This window comes from Pseudomonas asuensis (assembly GCF_014646755.1).
Taxonomy (GTDB): domain Bacteria; phylum Pseudomonadota; class Gammaproteobacteria; order Pseudomonadales; family Pseudomonadaceae; genus Chryseomonas; species Chryseomonas asuensis.
Map to the genome: position 1 here is coordinate 256,335 of NZ_BMNW01000008.1, position 18,963 is coordinate 275,297.

Here is an 18,963-nt window from a genome sequence, read left to right on the forward strand (position 1 = left end):
AGGTCGTTAGACAAGCCGCCCCTTTATTTCATCTCTTGGCATTGACGAGATCTGCGCCAGCGCAAACCCTTTCTTGCCGCGCCGCTTGACTTCATACATGGCCCGATCGGCATTCTTGAGTAGCTCATCCAGATCAGCGCCCTGTTCGGGATAAAGCGCAATGCCAATACTGGTCGACAAGTAAAATCGGTGTGGCCCGATAATCAGGTCGGCCTCAATGGCTTTCAGGATCTTTGTAGCAACATTACTGGCATCCTCTATCCGCCTCAAATCACCGAGCAGTATGACAAACTCGTCGCCACCCAGGCGGACCACCGTGTCACTCTGGCGAACAGCGTTCTTCAAGCGATGCGCAACCTGTTTGAGGACTTCATCACCCACGTCGTGCCCCAGGGTGTCATTGATTTCCTTGAAGCGGTCAAGGTCCATCAACATGACGCCCAAGACCTCCTGGTTTCGCTTGGCCCGCTCAATGGCCACGCTCATCCGGTCGGTCATCAGCGTGCGGTTGGGCAATCCGGTCAAGCTGTCATGCAGAGCCTGGTAGCGCATCAGCTCCTCGGCCCGCTTGCGTTCGGTAATGTCGTAGGCAATGCCAAGGTAACCCGTGATCTGATTTGCCTGATCACGCAATGCGGTAACCGCGAGATTAACGGGTATCCGTACTCCGCCACGGCAGACAAAGCCGCACTCATGCTCTTCTTCAGGCCGCTCCTGCGCCAGCCTGACAAAGCTTTCCCACTCGGTCACGGTGCGGCCCAGCGCCTGGCTCAATTGCTCCGCCTTCATGGAATACTCATTGGTATCGAGCAGATCGCTGATGTATTGCGTATCGACCAGCTCCGTCCGTGAGTAGCCAAGCAACCGCTCACCGGCAGGATTGACGGTGCGCAGGCGGCCCTCCGGATCGGTCGAGAAGATGCAGAACGGCGAGTGCAGTAGAATCGCTTCGTTCAGCGCACCTGCCATCAAGGCCTGTTGCCGCGCTTGATGCAGAGCGGTCTGGTCACTGATAAGGACGATCAGGCGTTGAATGCTATCCTGCTCAGCAACCGTAATGGCAACGCTCAGGCTGCGCCATTGCCCCTTCGCCGCCTCGTACTGTGTATCGAGCCATACGCTGCTGGCTGTCCCCTCGCGTAGATCATGCAAAATGCTGTTGCCAGTCATGCTCAACAGGTGCGCCAAAGAGCGCCCGTTGGCCTCGGTCGCTGGCAGCCCCAGCATCTGTTCACCCGCCGAATTGATTTTCAGGATGGTCATGGCCGGATCGCTTTCAGTGATCACAATGCCCTCGGCTGCGCCATCGATAATGGAGCGAATTCGCGCCTCGCTTTCGCGATAGGCACGGCTCATGCGGTCTGCCAGTTGTTCGGCACGAACACGCATAGTGGCCAGCGACGCCACCAGGATACAGAGCAGCAAGGTAAGCCCCAGGCCGCTGAACAACACAACCTGCGCGCGGCTGGCAGGAGCTGCTGTCTCGAAGACGGGTAAGGTAGCGAAACGCAGTGTCCACTGCCGCCCGGCTACATCTATATGACGGACGGCTTCGAAGTGAGGTACATAGCCAGGCAGGGCATTTACCAGCTCCATACGCCTTGAATATAAGCGATTAGCCGCCAAAGGCTCCTTACCGTCGTAGATCTCAAATGCCAGCTCATCGGCATGATCTCTCAAGGCAGCCGTCATCAAGTCGTCCATTCTGAACGGCGCGAAAACGAACCCCCTCAGAGCCTTGCGCCGCTGCTCAACCGTCTCGGTCGGCATGTTATTGAGATAGGACGGTATGAACATCAGGGTACCGGCCTGGGGGCTCTCGGTTTCCTGTTTGAGTACAACCTTTCCACTCAGGCTTACCTGGCCTGAGTCACGGGCCTGCTCGGCAGCAGCTCGTCGATTCGCCTCGGAAAACATGTCGAACCCGAATGCTCTCAAGTTGCGCCCCATAAAAGGCTCGATGTAAAGGACAGGAATAAACGCCTCACGTGCGCCTTCCGTCCTGATCTCATAGCCCTGGAAACCCTCCTTGCGAACGCGCGCCTCAAATATGTCTTTATCGTGAGCGTTAATCAGCGGAGCAAAACCAAAGCCCTGCATCCCCGGATAATCCTCTTCAAGCCGCATGTTTTCAGCAAACTGATGCCACTCCTGGCGAGAAATATCGTCACCTGCATTGAACAGACTGCTTCCTGCGCGCAACAGACGCTCATAGCGTGCCATGGCTCCATCGAGTTCACGGGTGATTTCCAAGACGCCACGGGAAAAACGCTCATGGGCAGCCTCCTGCTCCGAACCCCGCAGGATGTGCCAGGACGACAGCGTCACGGTAAGCCCCAGGGCCGCCACACTGGAAACCAATATGAGAGAGCGCTGGGTAAGCCACAGGGAAAACGAGGATCGAGACATGATCATTCATCGAAAGCAGGCGGTGGACAGGCAGTAACCTTGTCTTCATATCGGCAGAAAGCGACGGAGTTTAAGGTGACCCCTTGAGATATCGACGGGTACTACAGGTATAGCCAAAGGCTTACACGTATGTGCAGTAATCGGCTCTATGAGTAAAAGCATCTTCTGCGTAATCTACACACATCGGACTGCAGCGCAGGAAGCGCTCAGGTAGATCAAGGATGAGTGACCAGGCCAGGATGGCAGCTTGACAGGATGTTGAGTAAGGTCAGCCAGAAAACCCGCTTAGGCGGGTTTTTTGTTGCCCGCCAAAACCCTTTCCCTCTTGCTGAATCATCTCACCTGCTAACGCAAGCCGTTTAGCCTGTTTTTCTTGCCGCTGTCACATAACGTGATCAGAAAGCAGTAGCAGGATGCCAACCGTTTCACTACCCTACGTCGCTTCTTATTGGCAAATAGCCATCAATCGGCAAGGCTAATGGCAGATGATCGTCCATCCGCCAGTTGCGCCTGCGTACTCATGTTTTTTTTAGAGGCGCCGATACAACGATCAAGCTGATTGAGCTGATGAAGCCAACTGAAAATGCTCAGGCATGAGCCTTAGGTGGCAGGAATTCGACGGACCGTTAATACCGTCCAGTTAGTTTGCGTCACCCAGTTTGCTGAGCCTTGTTAGCCTTTAGAAGCATATACACATCATGAATACACACAACACCCAACAGCAGTACGAGCAACGCCAGCCGGAAGCCTATCAGGGCACGCCGTTCTGTGTGCATTCGACCAAGTGGCTAGGCGCAGTACTGCGCAAGTTCGATGTCGCTGAGACCAACTATGCCTCGGAACAAGCCCGCTATTCGCGCCTGAATGCCAATTCCGACCCGGAAGAAGTACTCGCCTTCTTCGTCCTGATGAGCACCCTGATTACCCAGGCGCTGGATTGCCATCCGTTTCCTGAGCCATTGCAGGCTGAGCTGGAACGTCTGGAGCAGCACCTCGAAATGACCGTCAACGGTATGCGCGCCCTTTGCGACGCTTAACCGTTTAAGGGCAGGCCTTGCCAAGCGACGCCTGCCCTGCTGCTTTACCATCCTTTTTTATCCCGTACTGCTTGCAGGCTTTGAAGGCCGCGCACTCCTTTGCGCCTACTTTTTATGAACCATAATGCAGGCTCGCCCCGCCCGCTTGGCCTGATACAGGGCCTCATCAGCATGGCGCAACAGGGTATGTACAGACAGCCCTGCATCGGGATAGAGCGCCACGCCAATGGATGAGGTGGTTTTGAGCTCCCCGCAAGGCAGTGACCATGGTTCCTGTAAGACCAGGCACAGCCGTTCGGCTATTGTTACGGCCTGGGCTTCGTTCACATGAGCCAACACGATTACAAACTCATCCCCACCGATACGGGCGTACACGTCATCAGTACGCAAGTGCTGCCTGAGCCTGCACGCAAACTGGGTCAGTAGCTCGTCACCCACCTCGTGGCCCATTTCATCATTGATGGGCTTGAACCGGTCGAGATCCAGATACAGCACGGCAAACGTTGAACCGGCAGATACCCGGTCGATCATGAGCTGAGCCTGATCCATCAGGAATCGTCTGTTAGGGGCACCCGTCAGAGGGTCATGATAGGCCAGTGCTTGCAGGTGCTCATTGTAGGCCTTACGTGTCGATATATCGCGGCAGGAAAAGACGACGTTATCCAGCCTGCCTTCGGCCGTGTAGGTACTAGAGAGGTTCGCTTCGAACCAGATGTAATGCCCCTGTGCATGAAGACAGCGGCACTCAATGGTCGTATGCGAGGCAGTGCCATCCAGAAGCAACCGAAATGCGCGTCGCAGAGGGTCATTATCGTCAGGATGAATCAGCTCGAACAGGTCGCTACCCAGGTAGGTGGCAGCCCGATGTCCCAAGACATGCTCAAAGGACGGTGAGACATACTCAATGCCCACCTCCGGCTTGAATACACCGATGATATCGAACATGTTGTCAGCAATCAGCCGATAACGCTGTTCGCTGGTTTCAAGTGCCTGTTCAGCAATACGACGTTCAGTAATGTTTCGGCTGACAATCACCAGCTGATGCCGGTTACCCGCTTCATCAAAGGTGGGTGTCTTGATCACTTCCCACGTATTGATGCGGCCGTCCAGTCCCATAAAGGATTTCTGGATACGCAGCGTTGCCTTCTTTTGCCAGGCCTGTTCGTCGGTCTGTATGTTGTAGATAAAGGCGTCATGCAGCTCTGGCCGAATCAACGCCAGCTCCATATCGGTCTTGCCAACGTAGTCAACGCCTTGCAGATGATAGGTATCAAGCACGATCTTGTTTGTGATCAGCCAGCGTCCCTCTCCATCCTTGAGGACAATGAACTCTTGTATAGCATCGAGCAGGCCTCGGAGTTGAGACTCTCTATCGGAAGTGAGCGCAGCGAAAGTCATGACAGGTAGCGGTCTGGTGGCTGACGCACCCCCCAATAGGACACGTCTTATACACCTGTATCGACACAGCCTACGGTAAGTTGATATCCCTTTTTGACGGACCGATGAGTAACCGGAAGGAAGTAAGCACGATCATCGACAACAGGCGGGAAGCGGACATGCTTCATGTCGACATCCCTACCGGTAGAATGATTAAAAATCGATTTCAACATCGCCCTGCGGGACGCTGCAACAGGACAGGATATAGCCTTCGGCCTCATCGTCTTCTGTAATGCCGCCGTTATGCTCCATGACAACCGAGCCACGGGTCTTGAAGACCTTGCAGGTTCCACAGATGCCCATGCCACATGCCTTGGGTATGTGCAATCCCAGCTTGGCCGCAGCCCCATGCACGGTTTCTCCCGGCCCGACACGAACACTCATGCCACTGCCAGTGAACGAGACCTCACACTGATCCGCCAATGGGACCGGAGGCGTATCGGCTGCAAGGCCGGCCTGTTCAAGCACCTCTTCCTTCACATCGGCCGGCGTCGCGCCAAATGACTCTTCGTGATAGCGCGCCATGTCGTAGCCGAGCTCGCGCAGCATAATCTTTACGGCATTCATATACGGTGTCGGGCCACAGCAAAACACCTCACGCTCGCGAAAGTCCGGGGCCATCAGCTCTAGCATGCGCCGGTCGAAAAACCCTCGATACCCTGCCCAGGCCTCTCCCAAATCGCTCCGCTCGCAAACCAGGTGCAGTGAGAAATTCGAGACGCGCGAGGCCATATGCTCCAGCTCGCGGTGATAGATGATGTCCTTAGGCGTACGGGCACTGTGAACGAAGACCATGTCCACGTTAGCGTTCGTGTCGAAGAACCAGCGGGCCATGGACATCACCGGTGTGATACCTACGCCACCGGAGAGCAGCAGGACCTTGTCGGACGGGTAGTCAATGGCGTTGAACAGCCCCACCGGTCCATGCACCGCAAGCTCCTGTCCTTCACGCAGGTTGTCATGCAGCCAGTTCGATACCTTGCCGCCAGGGACACGCTTGACCGTAATCGAGAAGCTATAAGGCACTGAGGGCGAGCTGGAAATCGTATAGGAGCGCATCACCTGCTGACCGTCGATCTCAAGCTCCAGCGTCACGAACTGCCCGGGTTTGAAAAAATACATCAGGGGCACATCAGCCATGAAGCAAAAGGTTCGCACATCCCATGTTTCCTGAATCGCCTTAACGCAACGTACCGCATGGCGACCGTTGGCCCAGGTCTGGGTAGTAACCGGATTCAGGAAATTATTCATGCACGTGCCCTCACGCATGGAAACCCGCCGCATCATCAGGCGGTGATGGGCCGATTGTGGAGAGGCCCTTTCGTCGGCACTTACCTGCCAGCGACATCGGCATGCTTAGAGCGACCAGCCCAGCGGTCACGGGACTTGCCGCGTCGGGAAATGATTCGGTCATGTCGCGCGTAGATAAGGTCTCGTCCAGACGCAGCCCCACACTGATTTCACCAACCACACGGAAAGCGTCGGACAGGCTCTCCGAATTGCCTTGCGTTAAACCCTGTCAGCCACTTTTTTGCCGACGCGCCTGTAAGCCGTCGCATGAGGATACCGATGGACGTTACCTACCCCCTGAGTTTGGGCGACCCGCTGGAGTGGGCTCGCAAGGCTACCGCTGAAATGCTGCGTACCCGTGAACGCACTTACTCAATGCCGCAGCCGTTCTATAACGATGAGCGGCTGTTTCAGATCGACATGCAGGAAATTTTCGGCAAGGAATGGTTGATTGCCGGAATGACGTGTGAAATTCCTGCCAAAGGTAATTTCCTTACCCTGCAAATTGGTGATAACCCTGTCATGGTGGTGCGCGGTGCCGAAGGTAAGATCCATGCCTTCCATAATGTTTGCCGCCACCGCGGTTCTCGCCTGTGCGTCAGCGAGAAAGGCAAGGTCGCCAAGCTGGTATGCCCCTATCATCAATGGACCTACGAGCTGGACGGCCGCCTGCTGTTTGCCGGTACAGAAATGGGGACCGATTTCAACATGGCGGACTTCAACCTGAAGCCGGTGCATGTGAAAACCGCGGGCGGATATATCTTTATCTGCCTGGCCGACGAGCCCCCCGCCATCGATGACTTCCTGCGTACGCTCGACCATTACATGGAGCCGTACGACATGGAGAACACCAAGGTCGTGGCCCGTACGGACCTGATGGAAGCCGCCAACTGGAAGCTGGTGCTCGAAAACAACCGAGAGTGCTACCACTGCAATGGCTCGCACCCGGAGCTGCTTAAAACCCTACTGGAATGGGACGACGTGACCGATCCACGCGCCAACCAGGCATTCAAGGATCACGTAGCCGAAAGCGCAGCTGCCTGGGAGGCCGAACAGATCCCGTATGCTCACGCAAGCTTTGGGCTGCGTAACCGTATTGTGCGTATGCCGCTGCTCAAAGGCACCGCTTCCATGACCCTGGACGGCAAGCCCGGCTGCAAGAAGTTGATGGGGCGGATCAAGAACCCGGAGCTTGGCTCCATGCGCATTCTGCACCTTCCACACTCTTGGAATCATGCCATGGGAGATCACCTGATCGTGTTCACTGTCTGGCCAATCAGTGCTCAACAGACTGTCGTTACCACCAAGTGGCTGGTGCACAAGGATGCGGTAGAGGGCGTCGATTATGAGGTGGAAAATCTGCGCAAGGTCTGGGATGCCACCAACCAACAGGACCGAATGCTTGCCGAGGAAAATCAGCGCGGCATCAACTCCAAGGCCTACCAGCCCGGCCCGTATTCACAGACCTACGAATTTGGCGTCATTAACTTCATTGACTGGTATAGCGAACGCCTGCTGGTCAACCTGGGCGAGGAGCAGCAGCCTGTATCCCATCTGCGACAGGTGGCCGCCGATGGCTGACTGAGCAAGTTTCTATCCTAACCCCGCTTCGGCGGGGTTTCTTTTGCCCGGTCAAAATCCGTTGCAATTTCAACTGCCAAGCGCTGCACGCTTCAGGAAGGCATAGCCCAATGCAGGCCTGTTGCCATGAAATAATCCAGCCAGTCGTTGGCCGTACCGGCTACAGCCTTTCGGCCTTTAAAGGACTCAACGCTCTCCAGCAAGGATACGACATGAACAACAACAGCCTGAAAATAGCCCTGGTTTCGGCCGCCCTTCTATTCGGCCTCACAGCCCTACCGGCCCAGGCAGCCAGCGAGAACATGACTTCCCAGGCAGCGCCTAGCCACCGTATCTCCCTGCTGAATGATCAGCTGAAACTGTCGTTACCCAAAGGCTTTGAGATCAGCGCTCTACCGCCCAGCACTGCTGCCAAAGACCCCTCAGCACGGGGTGCGTTGTACATCAACAAGGCTAACCAACAACTGATTGTTATGGCTGAGACCCCTGCCCCGACCGATCAAAAGGCGAATAGCCGAGCCCTGCTTGCCAAGGTCAAGGCTGATTTCTATGCGCGGCAAAAGTTGAGTGGGAGCACATTCAAGGTGCTCAAGGAAAAGACAATCAAACACGATGGCCTGACCGTGCAGCAGCTGGATACCACGTCAGTCATGAACGGTACGCCCATGCGCAGCACCGCCTTTATTGCCGAAGCCGATGCCCGGGTTGCCGTTGTCCAGCTCTTGTCCGACCGAAAAGACGAGGCCGCCCACAGTGCACTGGTACAGCGCGTTCTAGGCGATCACTGATCTGTACCAGGGCTGCTGCAAGCGGCTATTTCTTTCTATCTCTTTGTAAACAGTCAGTTTCCAGTCGACTGCTACCCTTAAGCATTTGTGATTGTGTCCGATACGAAGGCATCCCTTACAGAGCGAAGGACCGTCTGCCTTTCTCTTTTCAACAGGACCAATCATGTTCAAACATTTGAAGATTTCCTACCGAACCCTTTTGAGTTTTGGTGCGGTAGCCCTGCTGCTAGTCATCCTTGGCATCTCCAACCTGATGCAAATGGCTGAAATCCGCCATGCCGGACAAGTCATCGAAAACAATTCCATGCCGAGCCTTGCAACGGCCGATGAAATTGCCTTGAACATCACACGCCTTCGCGTCGAAGTACTGCGCTTGGTAGCAAATCCGGATAAGGCCGTTCAAGCCAAGAGCAACCAGACCATCGTTACACTGAGCGAAAAGATCAAGGAGTCATTCCAGAAATACGAAACGCTCTTGTCCAGTGACCAGGAGCGTAAGGCAGTCGATACGCTCAAGACAACGTTTCAGGAGTACATGAGCATCCTGGCGAGTGTTCAAACGTTTGTGGCCAAAGAAGACATACCCTCAGCCAACAAGTTGATCAATGCTGAACTGGCACCCCGTGGTGCTATTGTTAACGACCAGAATCTATTGCTGCAAAAGATCAATCAGGAGTCGGCTGCCATAGCCGGTCAGGCTGCAGCTGAAAGCTATCAGCATGCCCAGATGATCGTAGTTGGCATTATCGTACTGGGGGTAGTCGTTACGGTCGTGTTGGCGCTATTGCTAACCGCCAGTATCGTCAAGCCGGTTAGTCAGGCGGTCACCGTTGCCAAGCAGATCGCCAGTGGCGACCTCAGCCAGAACGTAAAAGCTGAGGGTCGGGACGAAACGGCAGAGCTGCTTCAGGCATTGGCCGCCATGCAGGCCAATCTACGTCAGACCATTGGGCAGATCAGCGACTCGGCTACTCAGCTATCCTCCTCTGCTGATGAAATGAGCGCCGTCATGGAGGAATCTACTCGCGGCCTGCAGCGCCAGAACGATGAGATCGAGCAAGCCGCCACTGCGGTGAACGAGATGACATCGGCAGTAGAAGGCGTTGCCAGCAATGCTATCAGCACCTCCGAAGCATCGCAGGCATCCAGTCACTCAGCTCAACAGGGCCGCGCCCAACTGAGCGAGGCCATCAACTCTATCCAGGCACTGACCAGCGATGTCCTGGGCGCCTCTCAGAGCGCTGAAGAGCTGGCCGAGCAGACCCGCAACATCAGCAAGGTGCTTGACGTGATTCGTGCTGTAGCCGAGCAAACCAACCTCCTAGCGCTCAACGCCGCCATTGAAGCCGCTCGGGCAGGCGATGCCGGTCGCGGCTTTGCGGTTGTGGCGGATGAAGTCCGCGCTCTGGCCCATCGCACCGGTGAGTCAACGCGTGAAATCGAGTCCATGATCGGCAATATCCAGCAGGGTACCGATCAAACGGTAGATGCCTTGCAAGCAAGTGCCGAGCGTGCCCGCAGCACACTGGAAAAAGCCAATGCGGCCGGCGAAGCCCTGTCGACCATCACATCGAACGTGGCTGACATCAACGACCGTAACTTGCTGATTGCCAGCGCTTCCGAGCAACAGGCTCAAGTGGCTCGTGAAGTAGACCGCAGCCTGGTCAGCATCCGTGACCTGTCGGTGCAAACGGCAGCCGGCGCACAGCAGACCAGCGTTGCGACACAAGAACTCTCCCGCCTTGCCGTAGACCTTAAGGGTCTGGTGCGCCGCTTCTCGCTGTAATTATGACAAGGGGGCCGGATGTTCCCGGCTCCCTCGCTTCAAACCAACCTCTTTCCGCTATCCCGTTTCGTTGTCTACTCAGTAAAGCGGGATAAGCATCAGCGCCTTTTGGCATGGTGCGAATGGCTGAACGTTGCGGAGTGACGTCTGGGGACTTAAACAATCCATGCCTGCCCCTGGCGAATGCCGCTGTGGTTATGAGTACACAGCATGCAAAGGCCTATGTTTGTAGACCTTTGCATCAAATGTTCACTCTCAAATACTAGCGGGTAGAGTGACCACGATATGAAGCTCTAAACAGGTCTGTGATGCCAATCAATAGAGCTATACACGTTCATTAAAGAAACGAGTTTAGCTATCAATGCCAAGGCTTATCACGGAGCCTATAGCCATAGGCTTATAAGTCTGGCACGAATCACTTCATCAACTAGAAAAGCGGGCAAGCATTACCAAACACCCATGAAAAAACCGCCCGGACTTGCGCGACTAAAGCAAACTTCTTGACTGCTTGTTGAAGCCTCTAGGGGCAGTTTCGCCCTACGCTAAGCCACACGATCATGACAGCCACCCAGGGCCTAGGGCTTGTCATTCTCAAGGGCTCGGCTCGGTTACAGATGAACCGATTCATCTTTTGTAGCAACCTCATGCCAACCGTTGATCATCTGAGCCTCCAGAAATAACAAACCGCTCCGATAAGTCTCGTCATACCCCCTTATCCCACTGTCTAGGTACGTTGTTGATTGTGCCTGTCAGGAGAGCTTGTTATGAGAAATCTAAAGATCGCCCATCGAACCTTGCTCTGCTTTGGCGTCATCGCTGCGCTCCTGCTGGCATTGGGTACATTCAACTTGACCCAACTGTCCAAGATTCGCGAAGCAGGGGGTGAAATCGAGCAGAGCTGGCTACCGGGGTTGGCCAGTGTTGATAAGATAGCAATCAATATCGGCACCATTCGCCTTGAAGCGCTACGGCTCATTACCAATGGCGATCCGGCCACCTTAAAAACATCGAATACCCTGATCGAAAAACTGGCTGCTGATGTGCAAGTTCAGTTAGTAGCCTATGAAAAAACCATTTTCCTTGAAGAAGATCGCCAGTTGTTCAATGAAGTCCAAGCTCACTACAAGGACTACATGGCAGGTGTTGTTACCCTTCAGGGGTTGGTAGCACAGCAGCAAATAGAACAGGCGCGTCAGCTCGTAGCAGAAAAGATGATAACTGCAGGCCGTAGTCTGGCTGAGAGTCTGTCAAAAGCGCAGCAATATAATCTCGACGAAGCAGGCAAATCCGGCACCGTAGCCAGTACGCTGTATGGGCACGTCCAGTGGGTATCGGTTCTGGTGATTCTGGCAGCCCTTGCTATTACCGGCGTATTGGCCTGGATCATGATCAGTAGCATTGTTACGCCTATCCGCCAAGCGGTTGGGGTTGCCAAGCACATCGCTGGAGGCAATCTGAACAATGTTATTACAGTGAAGGGCCAGGATGAGGCTGCCGAATTGCTGGGCGCCCTTTCCACCATGCAGAGCAATCTGCGCTCCACGATTGGTCAGATCAACGATTCTGCCCATCAACTCTCCAGCGCTGCGGAAGAAATGAACGCCGTCATGGACGAGAGCACTCGAGGCCTGCAGCGTCAGAACGATGAGATCGAGCAAGCCGCCACCGCGGTGAACGAGATGACCGCTGCGGTGGAAGATGTTGCTGGCAATGCCGTTTCGACGTCAGAAGCCTCCCGAGCTGCCAGCCAGTCTGCTGCACAAGGCCGCACTCAACTGACCGAGGCCATCAACTCTATTCAGGCACTGACCAGCGATGTCCTGGGCGCCTCTCAGAGCGCTGAAGAACTGGCCGAGCAGACCCGTAACATCAGCAAGGTGCTTGATGTGATTCGTGCTGTAGCCGAGCAAACCAACCTCTTGGCGCTCAACGCCGCCATTGAAGCTGCTCGCGCAGGCGATGCCGGCCGCGGCTTTGCGGTTGTGGCGGATGAGGTCCGCGCTCTGGCCCATCGCACCGGTGAGTCAACGCGTGAAATCGAGTCCATGATCGGTAATATCCAGCAGGGTACCGATCAAACGGTAGATGCCTTGCAAGCAAGTGCCGAGCGTGCGCGCAGCACACTGGAAAAAGCCAATGCGGCCGGCGAAGCCCTGTCGACCATCACATCGAACGTGGCGGACATCAACGACCGTAACCTGCTGATTGCCAGCGCTTCCGAGCAACAGGCTCAGGTGGCTCGTGAAGTGGACCGCAGCCTGGTCAGCATCCGTGACCTGTCGGTGCAAACAGCAGCCGGTGCGCAGCAAACCAGCGTTGCGACACAAGAACTCTCTCGTTTGGCCGTAGACCTCAACGGTCTGGTGCGTCGCTTCTCGCTGTAACCCTGATACAACCGGTGCCATCACACTTGGCACCGGTTGTATTTGTCGCAGGCGTCTGCCCCGGCTACTCTCTTCTTTTCCTATCACGGCCAGCCGCCCCGCCCATGCGCTACCAACTCGTCATTTTCGACTTTGATGGCACCCTGGCCGACAGCTTTCCATTTTTTCTCGAGTCGCTCGACACGCTGGCTCAGGCACATTGCTTCAACCGGTACGACCCGGCCGACTTTGATCGCATCCGCAGCTACGACACCCGTCAGCTGCTGCGTTACTTTGGTATTCCCTTGTGGAAAATCCCACGTGTCGCGCGCCACTTTCAACGCTTGATGGCGCACGGCGGCCATACCATACAGCCCTTCGAAGGCGTACCGGCCATGCTGGAGGCCCTGCATCATGCCGGAATGCAGTTGGCGCTGGTCACGTCCAATTCACTTGAAAATGTCGAGCGCATTCTTGGCCCGTCAGCTCGCTATCTGGACCGTGTCGAGTGTAACGCCCCCCTGCTGGGTAAAAGCTCACGCCTTAAACAGGTAGCTGCCCGCTGTAATGTCTCGCCCGATGCCACGATCTGCATTGGCGATGAGTTGCGGGACATTCAGGCGGCGCGCAAGGCAGGCATTGCCTGCGGCGCGGTCAGCTGGGGGTATGCCAGTCCGGAGGCGTTACGCAGAGCCGGACCCGACTGCTTTTTCGAGCGCCTCGACGCTATCACTTACACCCTTGTCTCTCACCCTACAACGGAGCTTGCATGAAGCGCTTGCCCCTTTGCGTTTTCGGCCTTATCTGGACACTAGGCCATGCCCATGCTGCTGATCTTAACGTAACCTTTACCGATATCGAGGAGGCCAAAGGTGAATTGCTGATAGCCGTATTCGACTCGGCCGACGCGTGGGATAACGACAAACCGCTGGTGGCATCCGCCCATATCCCGGTTACAGGGACCACGGTGCAGCATACCTTCAAGGATCTGAAGCCCAGCACCTATGCGGTATCGGTCATTCGAGATGCCAACGGCAACCAGAGGCTCGATACGAACTTTATCGGGATGCCGATCGAGCAGTATGGCTACAGCCAGAATCCTCCACTAAAGATGCGTAAGGCCACGTTTGAGGAAACACGCTTCGAGCTCAACGATGCTATTCAGGCCATTACCATCAAGCTTCGCTGATCGACAAAACTGTTCAAAAATTGATCAATCTTCTGGAGGCCTTGTATCTCGTGGCCTCCAGACAATCATGAACACTGTATCCACAAGCGAAACCACAGTAATAGTGAGTAGAAAAATCACTCTTGAATTGATTGATCAATAAATGAGCAACTGCCTGGGCGCCGCATAGCACAAGGCCTGGCGACATTAACGAACATGCTGTCCACAGCCAGACGCACAGTAATTGTGGGAAAGCGGTTAGGTGTAGCTTGAGCGAGCGAGCCCTTCGGATGGGCTCTGCCTGAATGACAGGCTAAACCGTCTTATAATTTACCTGTAATAGCTTAATAGTGGCCTTTCTGGATGACAGAGTTTTGTCATCCAAGTCATTGACAGATGAGTTAACCAACCCTCAGCAACAGCTTATCCACAGCTCTTCCCACGGCTCATTCACCTTTTCAGGGCATTTTTAGCTTTTTATCGGGTGGATAACTCAGTGAGGCGCACGCTCTTCATACGGTGCTGAAATAGAGGGCTCATTAGCCTTGTCAACACTGATCAACAATACAGTAGTTGCCTCTATCCCTTTAAAATCAAGGCTTACAGCCTCTTCCAAACATATTACTCACAAACTTATCCACAAGTTGTTGTGATTACAGGAAAAGCCACACCTGTTGTTTTGATCAAAAAGTGATCACCTCAGCTAAAGCCGCATGGTTACTAGGGTTGAATAATTATCCAACAGATTATCCACAGGCTCGTGCACACAATTTGTGGGTTTGCCAGGACAAAAAGACGGGTAGCCGGATGCCTCCGACAAGCAGAAAAGAAGCAGGCCGGTAGAAGCGGCCTTAACGGATGACGCCTTCCTCGCACAACACTTTAAAGATGGCTTCTGCACCTGCCTGTGGGCTGACATCCCTTAGAATTTGTCCGCCCTCCCCTGTCGCCTTGGCCGTGGCGGCACGAAAACGATCTGCAGCGGTTTTAGCCTTGATGACCTTTAGCCGCTTTGGACGTGGGCGAGCCGGTTGTAGGGCAGCCTCATGCCATAGAAGGTCATCAACGACTTCCACGTCTTCGAGCGTAATTTCCCCACGTCTGGCTGGCCCAAAGGCGCTCTGGCGGGCAGCTGGAGCAGCGTTATCCACACTACCGATAAAAGGCAGCCGTACTTTCAATCGTCGCCTTTGTCCACGCGGCAAGGCCTGAAGCACCTGGGCATACCCGGCTTCTACCGATTCGACATCAGCCAGCCCAACCACCAGCGGCCAGCCCAATGCCTCAGCCAGAAGATAAGGCAGCATACCCGACCCCTCGCCTGTCTCAGCCTGAGTGCCGGTCAATACCACCTGCACGTGAGCCTCCTGAAGATAGTTGGCAAGCACTGGCAAGGCATCGGCTCCCTTGGGCTGCTCAAGCACATGCAGAGCGGGCAGCCCCATACCCAGATAGGCCCGCAGCGACTCCTCATAAGGATTACCCGCATGAAGCACCGTGAGTCGATCACCCACCAGGTGCAGACCCAATTCGACGGCACGGGCATCTTGCTCTGCGCGACGGGCGCGGGCCGACATCGGATGCGACCCCACTGACACTAATGTAATAACGTCTAATAGGGCGTCGGACATACCGTTTATCTCCTTCAAGACTCACATTGCGTTGCTGAGGCGGTAGTCCTGCGGACGACCGCTTCAGGCCGCTTCCCTCTGCTCACCGCGGCGGTAGGCCTCGACCAGATCGATCAGAGCCTGCAGCACGGCATTTGAATCTGCAACTATCGACAGGTCTGCTCGTTTGACCATGTCGCAACCAGGGTTCAGATTGATGGCAATGACCTTGTCGCAGGCGCTTATGCCCTGCAGGTGCTGTACCGCACCGGAAATCCCTACAGCCAAATAAACCCGCGCCGTAACCCATGTTCCTGTAGCACCTACCTGACGATGGCGGGGCATATGCCCCTCATCTACTGCTACCCGTGAAGCGCCCTCTGTTGCCCCGAGCACCTGAGCGGCTCGATGAAAGAGGTCCCAATCCTGCACACCATTACCGCCAGACAGGATAAATTCAGCCTCGGCCATGGGAACCCGTGCCGGATCGACTGCCACAGCGCCCATGTCCTCAATACGTGCCAATACCCGCAGCGAGTGGATGTCAGCCAGTGTGACAGCACGCGCTTCGTAACGCGCTTCGCTGACTGGCTCTGCACACTCAGCACAGGCCAATACTACCTTGGGTAGCGGCCGGGCCAGATCTTCGCTGCCAGCGCCCGCACGGCCGATACACTGCCCCTCTTTCACCTGCCAGACACGTGTTGCAGGCCGCTCATGTAGCGTAGCAGCGAAACGACGTCCCAGCTCGCCGCCTCCGGTCCGGCTGTCCGGCAACAACCAGTGACGCGGTAGGAACTGGCCTTCTATTGCACGTAAAGCCACGACCCGCTGCTCTGGTGAGTATCCCTCGTATTCATGACCGCTCAGTTGCAACAACCGATCAACACCGGCGATATCAAACCCGGTTTCCCTGTGTTCACCAAAGACAACAGCCAGGACAGCCCCTGACGAGCCCGCCAATTGCCGCGCCAGCCCCAGGAGATCGCGGTCATGACTGGAAAGCCGCCCACCAATGAGATCAGGCACCACGGCAATTATGAAGGCAGGTTCCTCCACTCGATGCAGCAGCAGCTGAGATGCCTGTTGCTCACCCTGCCGACGAACCGCACCGCCCTGCTGGCTGCCGCTGCGATCAATGCGGCGCAGACCATTAGGGCCGCTAAAGCCCAGCGCAGCATGGGGATTTTTGCGAATGATACCGTTGGGTCCCATCCAGCGCGCGTGTTCACCGTGCATATTCGTCTGTATCAAGGCGTGCAGAGGATGAAGCCGGTTACGAGCGATCCATTCAGCATGCGGATCGCGGCGGATAATGTCAGCCATGCCTTGCTCCTCCGAAAAACGCGGGTGTCGTGCGAGGTATCGTTTTGCCCAATCCCACACCGCGTGTCAGGGGCAGGCACGATTTCGCAGCCCTGGCAGAGCACTGTGATATCCAGCCACTGCCCTTGTGCAGCATGCGCGATTGAGACAGGCTCATTACAACACCTCCTCTGCTTTACGCCTGGGTGTGGCCGATGGCTTTGCCGGAGCAACAGAGCTCTCAATCAATACCTCTGCGACCAGTTCGGCGATGTCCCTTACCTCCGGGCGCGGCGCAACGACGCCTTCCAGCATAGCGGTACATTGAGGGCAGCCCACCGCCACCACCTCGACGCCGGTTGTCTTGATATCCGCCATACGCATATCCGGGATCCGCTGCACTCCGGGAATATCGGTAATTGGCGCGCCCCCGCCCCCGCCACAACAGCGCGCACGAAAACCGGAGCGCTCCATTTCCCTGACCTCAATCCCAATGGCCTTGAGTACCTTGCGCGGTGCTTCATACTCGCCGTTGTAACGACCGAGGTAGCATGGGTCGTGATAGGTCAACCCACCGCTTGTTTGGAGAGCCAGAGGGTGCTGACCGAGCTTGAGCATCTGTGCGTCTATCAGCTCAGCCAGAAAAGTGCTGTGATGGAAAACTGTGTACGTACCGCCCAGGGCGCCGTACTCGTTCCTGAGCACATGGAAGCTGTGCGGATCGCACGTCACGATGCGGTTAAATCGATACCGTGACAGCGTACCAATATTGCGACGGGCCAGTTGCTGGAACGTAGCCTCGTCACCCAAGCGCCGAGCCACATCACCACTGTCGCGCTCCTCCAGGCCAAGCACGGCAAAGTCCACCTTGGCAGCCTTTAAGACTTTAACGAATGCTCGCAAAGTCCGCTGATTACGCATGTCGAACGCACCATCGCCCACCCAAAACAGGACGTCTGCATGGTGTTTTTCAGCCATCAGAGGCAGATCCAGATCCGCTGCCCAGTTCATCCGGTTGACGGGGTTAAAGCCGTTGGGGTTGTCGGTGGCGATCAGGTTGTCCAGCACCTCGGCGCCCTTGTTTGGGGTTGCTCCCTTTTCCAGGGTTAGATGACGGCGCATATCAACAATGGCATCGACGTGCTCAATCATCATTGGGCATTCCTCGACACAGGCGCGGCAGGTCGTACAGGACCATAGCGTCTCGGCATCTACCAACGCTTTACCCTCGAAGGACACGATAGGCGAGTGGGCATTACCGCCGTGCTCGCCAATTGGTTTGCCCGGATACGGAGAGCCAAAGTAGCGCGCGTCGGTCCCCCCAGCCATGCCGATAACCATGTCCTGGATCAGTTTTTTCGGGTTGAGTGGCTGACCAGCCGCATAGGCGGGGCACATGGCCTCGCAGCGGCCGCACTGCACACAGGAGTCAAAGCCGAGCAGCTGATTCCAAGTAAAGTCCTTTGGTTTTTCTACACCCAGCGGAGCGGTAGCATCACCTAAGTCCAGTGCTTTCAAGCCACTAGACCGTGCTGCGCTGGCGTTGAACGGTGTACGGAAGCGCTCAGGGCGGCGGTGAAAGGCCAGATGCAGCGCGCCAGCAAACGCGTGCTTCATTGGGCCGCCCCAGGTCATGCCAAAGAACAGTTCAGACACGCCCCAGACAACACCTACGGTCAGGACAGCCGCCAGCACCCAACCGCCAAAGTCGTCCGGGAGAATGCCAGCGATGGGTAATGTGGCAATGAAAAAGCTTGCCGAGAACATCAGCAGGCTTTTGGGCAAGCGCATCCAAGGCCCTTTGGACAGACGTGCCGGTGGGTTGCGCCGTCGCTTGGCCACAAACAGCGCACCGATGAACATGCAAGCGGTTGCGGCCAACAGCGCCCAACCCAGAAGACGATTATGCAGGCCGAAACCGTGAACCAGCACGGCCAGCACTGCTGCCAGCACAAAACCGCCGGCCGTCGCGACGTGAGTCCTGGACATGTATCGGTCACGCTCGACTACATGGTGCAGATCCACCAGATAACGGCGCGGCATGGCCAACAAACCTCGAAGCAGGTCAACGTGCGTAGGTCGCCCCTGCCGCCAAAGCATGACGCGCCGGCAGGCACCCAGTACGGCCAGTGCCAGGGCGGTAAAGAGTAGGATCGGGAGCAGAGTGTTCAACATACCGGAACCTCGTA

At 55.8% G+C, this 18,963-nt stretch carries 13 protein-coding genes and 2 pseudogenes; 9 read left to right on the plus strand and 6 right to left on the minus strand.

Annotated features, from left to right (window positions below; all coding sequences use genetic code 11):
• Positions 1–6 precede the first annotated feature (6 nt).
• Positions 7–2,409 (minus strand): sensor domain-containing diguanylate cyclase, encoded by a 2,403-nt coding sequence (locus tag IEX86_RS17890; protein ID WP_188867495.1) that lies wholly within the window; start codon positions 2,407–2,409, stop codon positions 7–9.
• 698 nt (positions 2,410–3,107) lie between these two features.
• Between IEX86_RS17890 and IEX86_RS17895 the strand changes: the two genes are divergently transcribed.
• Complete coding sequence (locus IEX86_RS17895; protein ID WP_188867496.1) at positions 3,108–3,446, plus strand: hypothetical protein; 339 nt, start codon at positions 3,108–3,110, stop codon at positions 3,444–3,446.
• 105 nt (positions 3,447–3,551) lie between these two features.
• Here IEX86_RS17895 and IEX86_RS17900 read toward each other — a convergent pair whose 3' ends face one another.
• Entirely contained in the window at positions 3,552–4,844 is a 1,293-nt protein-coding gene (locus IEX86_RS17900; RefSeq protein ID WP_188867497.1) for a sensor domain-containing diguanylate cyclase, read from the minus strand.
• 192 nt (positions 4,845–5,036) lie between these two features.
• Positions 5,037–6,134, minus strand: a complete 1,098-nt coding sequence (gene gbcB, locus IEX86_RS17905; protein ID WP_188867498.1) for a glycine betaine monooxygenase reductase subunit — start codon at positions 6,132–6,134, stop codon at positions 5,037–5,039.
• A 318-nt stretch (positions 6,135–6,452) separates the two neighbouring features.
• Here gbcB and gbca point away from each other — a divergent pair, with 318 nt between their 5' ends.
• The 8 genes and pseudogenes from gbca (at position 6,453) to IEX86_RS17935 (ending at position 13,880) form a co-directional block, all read left to right on the plus strand.
• Positions 6,453–7,754: a glycine betaine monooxygenase oxygenase subunit gene (gene gbca, locus IEX86_RS17910; protein WP_188867499.1), complete on the plus strand. Its 1,302-nt coding sequence runs from the start codon at positions 6,453–6,455 to the stop codon at positions 7,752–7,754.
• Between the two features lie 212 nt (positions 7,755–7,966).
• Complete coding sequence (locus IEX86_RS17915) at positions 7,967–8,542, plus strand: DcrB/PsbP domain-containing protein (protein WP_188867500.1); 576 nt, start codon at positions 7,967–7,969, stop codon at positions 8,540–8,542.
• A gap of 163 nt (positions 8,543–8,705) precedes the next feature.
• A pseudogene (locus IEX86_RS25795) lies at positions 8,706–9,473 on the plus strand (MCP four helix bundle domain-containing protein); the annotation flags it as partial.
• Positions 9,474–9,551: 78 nt separating this feature from the next.
• Positions 9,552–10,328, plus strand: coding sequence for a methyl-accepting chemotaxis protein (locus IEX86_RS25800; RefSeq protein WP_373290463.1), 777 nt, complete (start codon positions 9,552–9,554; stop codon positions 10,326–10,328).
• Positions 10,329–11,092: 764 nt separating this feature from the next.
• Positions 11,093–11,854 (plus strand): annotated as a pseudogene (locus IEX86_RS25930) (MCP four helix bundle domain-containing protein); the annotation flags it as partial.
• 81 nt (positions 11,855–11,935) lie between these two features.
• Entirely contained in the window at positions 11,936–12,712 is a 777-nt protein-coding gene (locus tag IEX86_RS25935) for a methyl-accepting chemotaxis protein (RefSeq protein ID WP_444544331.1), read from the plus strand.
• A 104-nt stretch (positions 12,713–12,816) separates the two neighbouring features.
• Complete coding sequence (locus tag IEX86_RS17930) at positions 12,817–13,464, plus strand: HAD-IA family hydrolase (RefSeq protein WP_188867502.1); 648 nt, start codon at positions 12,817–12,819, stop codon at positions 13,462–13,464.
• Complete coding sequence (locus IEX86_RS17935; protein ID WP_188867503.1) at positions 13,461–13,880, plus strand: DUF2141 domain-containing protein; 420 nt, start codon at positions 13,461–13,463, stop codon at positions 13,878–13,880. Before IEX86_RS17930 ends, IEX86_RS17935 begins: the two co-directional genes overlap by 4 nt.
• 830 nt (positions 13,881–14,710) lie before the next feature.
• On the opposite strand, the gene etfB is transcribed toward IEX86_RS17935, so the two are convergent.
• The 3 genes from etfB to dgcB all read right to left on the minus strand — a co-directional run bounded on the left by etfB (position 14,711) and on the right by dgcB (position 18,949).
• On the minus strand, positions 14,711–15,490 hold the full coding sequence (gene etfB, locus IEX86_RS17940; RefSeq protein ID WP_188867504.1) for an electron transfer flavoprotein subunit beta: 780 nt from the start codon (positions 15,488–15,490) through the stop codon (positions 14,711–14,713).
• Positions 15,491–15,553: 63 nt separating this feature from the next.
• A complete protein-coding gene (etfA, locus tag IEX86_RS17945) occupies positions 15,554–16,795 on the minus strand; it encodes an electron transfer flavoprotein subunit alpha (protein WP_188867505.1) in 1,242 nt (413 codons plus the stop codon).
• A 156-nt stretch (positions 16,796–16,951) separates the two neighbouring features.
• Positions 16,952–18,949: a dimethylglycine demethylation protein DgcB gene (dgcB, locus tag IEX86_RS17950; RefSeq protein WP_188867506.1), complete on the minus strand. Its 1,998-nt coding sequence runs from the start codon at positions 18,947–18,949 to the stop codon at positions 16,952–16,954.
• Between the last annotated feature and the right edge of the window lie 14 nt (positions 18,950–18,963).

Coding starts and splice junctions, on each gene's coding strand:
- etfB (WP_188867504.1), bottom strand. CDS start 15,490: ATGTCCGACGCCCTATTAGACGTTATTACATTAGTGTCAGTGGGGTCG.
- gbcB (WP_188867498.1), bottom strand. CDS start 6,134: ATGAATAATTTCCTGAATCCGGTTACTACCCAGACCTGGGCCAACGGT.
- IEX86_RS17930 (WP_188867502.1), top strand. CDS start 12,817: ATGCGCTACCAACTCGTCATTTTCGACTTTGATGGCACCCTGGCCGAC.
- IEX86_RS25800 (WP_373290463.1), top strand. CDS start 9,552: ATGGAGGAATCTACTCGCGGCCTGCAGCGCCAGAACGATGAGATCGAG.
- etfA (WP_188867505.1), bottom strand. CDS start 16,795: ATGGCTGACATTATCCGCCGCGATCCGCATGCTGAATGGATCGCTCGT.
- IEX86_RS17900 (WP_188867497.1), bottom strand. CDS start 4,844: ATGACTTTCGCTGCGCTCACTTCCGATAGAGAGTCTCAACTCCGAGGC.
- IEX86_RS17915 (WP_188867500.1), top strand. CDS start 7,967: ATGAACAACAACAGCCTGAAAATAGCCCTGGTTTCGGCCGCCCTTCTA.
- IEX86_RS17935 (WP_188867503.1), top strand. CDS start 13,461: ATGAAGCGCTTGCCCCTTTGCGTTTTCGGCCTTATCTGGACACTAGGC.
- gbca (WP_188867499.1), top strand. CDS start 6,453: ATGGACGTTACCTACCCCCTGAGTTTGGGCGACCCGCTGGAGTGGGCT.
- IEX86_RS25935 (WP_444544331.1), top strand. CDS start 11,936: ATGGACGAGAGCACTCGAGGCCTGCAGCGTCAGAACGATGAGATCGAG.
- dgcB (WP_188867506.1), bottom strand. CDS start 18,949: ATGTTGAACACTCTGCTCCCGATCCTACTCTTTACCGCCCTGGCACTG.
- IEX86_RS17890 (WP_188867495.1), bottom strand. CDS start 2,409: ATGTCTCGATCCTCGTTTTCCCTGTGGCTTACCCAGCGCTCTCTCATA.
- IEX86_RS17895 (WP_188867496.1), top strand. CDS start 3,108: ATGAATACACACAACACCCAACAGCAGTACGAGCAACGCCAGCCGGAA.